Below are 2,183 nucleotides of genomic sequence, written 5' to 3' on the forward strand. Positions count from 1 at the left end.
CTCTTTTGAAGCGATAGTTGGGGTCATCTCCTTCAATTTCTTGTAAACGTTTATCAAGTTCTCCTTGAGTTTTCCCTACTGTTTCTTGGAAAGAATTAATCATCTCTGTGGCAATGGCTAAATTTTTAGCATCAATTTTGAGTTTTTGAGGAATAATTGTTTCTCCGGTTTGCCGATGGACAAGTAAATCAGTTGGTAACATAATTTATGATATTTAATCTAGACTTATAACTACTATTATGGTGTTTTTATCAAAAATAAAATAAGCAATAATATCATAGTTGTGATTAAAATGACTAAATTACTAGCATATAAAACCCATTTGAGATATATAGCATTACGCAAATAGATTAAGGCAATTATAGACACTCAAACGAGCGTCAGGGATTACTTCTAACTTCTGACTTCTGACTTCTGACTTGCGCGTAGCGCTATATTCCCCATCTTCCCATCTATTTTTAAATAGTTAAATAGAATTAAAATGGGTTTTATAGATTTAGTAAGCATTTCCTGCGGACTACTGCGCAAACAGCCGTCAGCTAGCCTCCTATGGTCGGAACTGCGTTAACAGCTATTCATTTTGGAGGAGGTAAAAGCAACCTTTGAAATTGAGAAAGAATAAAAATTTACTGCCAAAGTACCATTTCTAAACCTGAGAAGTAATTATTCATTACTAATTAGCTGATAGCTGACTACTTACATAATTTATGGATAGGAATTGATTTGATTTTTTATTTTTGAAGAGTTTGTTATAATCTAAATTAAAAGTATTCAGAATTGACATTTATGTTGAATCTAAGAAATTTGATGAAACTAAATTTTGTGGGAATTACAGGAGCTACTGTCACCTGTTTCCACCTTTTATTAACTACTTCCCAAGCATTAGCAGATAGTCCATTAACTTCTACCCCTTTTGGTAAAGCTTATCAAGATGTTGAAATTGTTCAGCACGCTATTGAGGATGGCTTGGATATTAAAACGATAAAAGCTTTAGGCAATCCTAATATTTCTAATGATGTAAGAGTTGCAATCATTAACCAGCTAATTATGACGGCTGTGAAAAAACATGGTTGGCGTTATAATAATTATTATACTGAAATTTATTTAGGTTACCTAGCTATCAAATATGGAATTAAGTACACAGAAATTACTCCCTCTATTTTGACAGCAGAAGAGGCATTATCGTTAGGTTATTTAGTAGCATTTAGGCAAAGTTCTGCAATTAAAGAAAACGTCAAGATCGGAGATGAAGAATTAGAAATAAATGCCTTAAATTTAACAAATAAAGCATTAGTTCAGAATCAAGAAGATTTTGCAGTTGCTGTAGTGAATAGCTTAGTTGTAGCGCACAAGTATTTTCCTCTTGGCACGAATAATTGGTGTAAAGTTTATCAAACTTTTAACTCTGTAAATCGAGAATTTAGTTCCGAAAACAGAAATATGCGCCCAGAAGCTGTAGATATTATCAAAAATTACATTAATGGTTATCAGGAGTATTGCCAAAATTAAACAAATATAGCAATGTGCGCTGGCTTGCTTTACAAATGTCAGGAACTGTCCAATAGCTAAAAGTTTTATATAATAAGCTTTTTATCTCCCCTACTGCCTCTCTTGGTCAGCATTCCCTCTCTTGGTCGGCGTTCCCTTGCGTCTGACGCCGACGCGGGGTCCGACCGCTTGCGCCTAGCGGCGGCGCGGGGTCTGACCGCTATTGCCTACTGCCAAATGAGCTGCGCACAGCGCTATATAGCAATTCCCATACTTATGAGGTACAAAATTTTAGGTTTGAGGGATACCGGATATGGGAATAAAAAGACAAAAAGATAACTATACCTCACGACCTTGGGAAACGCTATAGTTGCCTGACTAAGAGAAATAATAAAACTTAGAAAAAATCTTCTATATCAATGTCATTATCAGAATTTTCTGAAGAATTTTTATCTTCTTTTATTTCTAACTGATTTTCCAAACTATCTTCATCATTTTGTTGATTATCCCCCCATTTTTTACCTGGTTCAGCAGCACGTTTAGCAACAGAATTGTTAACTCCATAAATTGGCTCTGGCTTCACAATCTCTAATGGTTTAACTTCTGTTTTATCTTCTTCTTGTGCTTGATATTTAGGAGATTTTTTCGGTCTAATTTTACCTCTACGTCTGCGAGAAGTTTGCTCTTCACTGGTA

Annotated in this window: 2 protein-coding genes and 1 pseudogene; 1 reads left to right on the plus strand and 2 read right to left on the minus strand. The window is 34.8% G+C overall.

The genetic code is table 11. From position 1 onward, the window contains the following. The coding region (locus tag AC3DU7_RS31930) for a DUF790 family protein (protein ID WP_488043244.1) at window positions 1-202 on the minus strand (202 nt) is incomplete at its 3' end. A 584-nt stretch (window positions 203-786) separates the two neighbouring features. On the opposite strand from AC3DU7_RS31930, the gene AC3DU7_RS31935 reads away from it, so the two are divergent. Beyond that, complete coding sequence (locus tag AC3DU7_RS31935; RefSeq protein WP_488043245.1) at window positions 787-1,509, plus strand: hypothetical protein; 723 nt, start codon at window positions 787-789, stop codon at window positions 1,507-1,509. A 376-nt stretch (window positions 1,510-1,885) separates the two neighbouring features. Here the strand turns inward: AC3DU7_RS31935 and AC3DU7_RS31940 are convergent. Next, window positions 1,886-2,183: pseudogene (locus tag AC3DU7_RS31940) on the minus strand (ATP-dependent helicase); the annotation flags it as partial.

The sequence above is a fragment of the Okeania sp. genome (assembly GCF_983059655.1).